Here is a 655-nt window from a genome sequence, read left to right as displayed (position 1 = left end):
GTTCCCTTCCGGTTCCCTTCCGGTCCCCGACGTCTCCGACCAGCGATCGCATCCCGATGTGACGCCCCCTTCCCCGGCCGAATCGGGGGCGTGCTTGACTGGAGGGTGCCCCTTTCGGATGTCGTTGAGAAGAAGGTCTCTCCGTGAGTAGCCAGAAGTTCGCCTCGCTCCGCTACACCGGTATGCGAATCGGCCTCCTCATCGTCTGCTTCGCGGTGGTCTGGGCCCTCTGCTCCGTGCACGTCATTCCGCTCGCGGTACGCGGCTCCAACCTGGTCTGGATGGTGCTGGTCGCGCTCATCATCTCCGCGCCGCTGAGCTATGTGCTGCTCCGCAAGCAGCGTGACGCCATGTCCGAGCAGATCGTCGGCCGCGTGGACCGTGCCAAGGAAGCGCTGGCGGCCAACGCCGCGCAAGAGGACCACGTCATGTAGCCGCCGCCCACACACCACGCACGCCCCGCGGGGGAGCAGCCGCTCCCCTGCGGGGCGCTGTCGTTTTCGCCCCCTGATGGCCTTCGACGACCCTCTTGTCCGCGACTGAGTGCGTCCGTAACGCGAGATACCAAAGATATTCTTTGGGAACCTCAAAGTTCGAGTGTTAACGTACTTGTCATGAAGACAGCAGCTGCGCACCGATCCCCCATGAGCCTCGT

The 655-nt window shown here is 64.1% G+C and carries 1 protein-coding gene; it reads left to right on the top strand.

Annotated elements, in window-relative coordinates:
* Nucleotides 1-143 precede the first annotated feature (143 nt).
* A complete protein-coding gene (locus ACFU99_RS40770; RefSeq protein ID WP_384402973.1) occupies nt 144-434 on the top strand; it encodes a DUF4229 domain-containing protein in 291 nt (96 codons plus the stop codon).
* Nucleotides 435-655 lie beyond the last annotated feature (221 nt).

The sequence above is a fragment of the Streptomyces sp. NPDC057654 genome (assembly GCF_042800135.1).
GTDB lineage: Bacteria > Actinomycetota > Actinomycetes > Streptomycetales > Streptomycetaceae > Streptomyces.
Note: the sequence above shows the minus strand (reverse complement) of the source record. Positions and strands in the feature narration are given on the sequence as shown.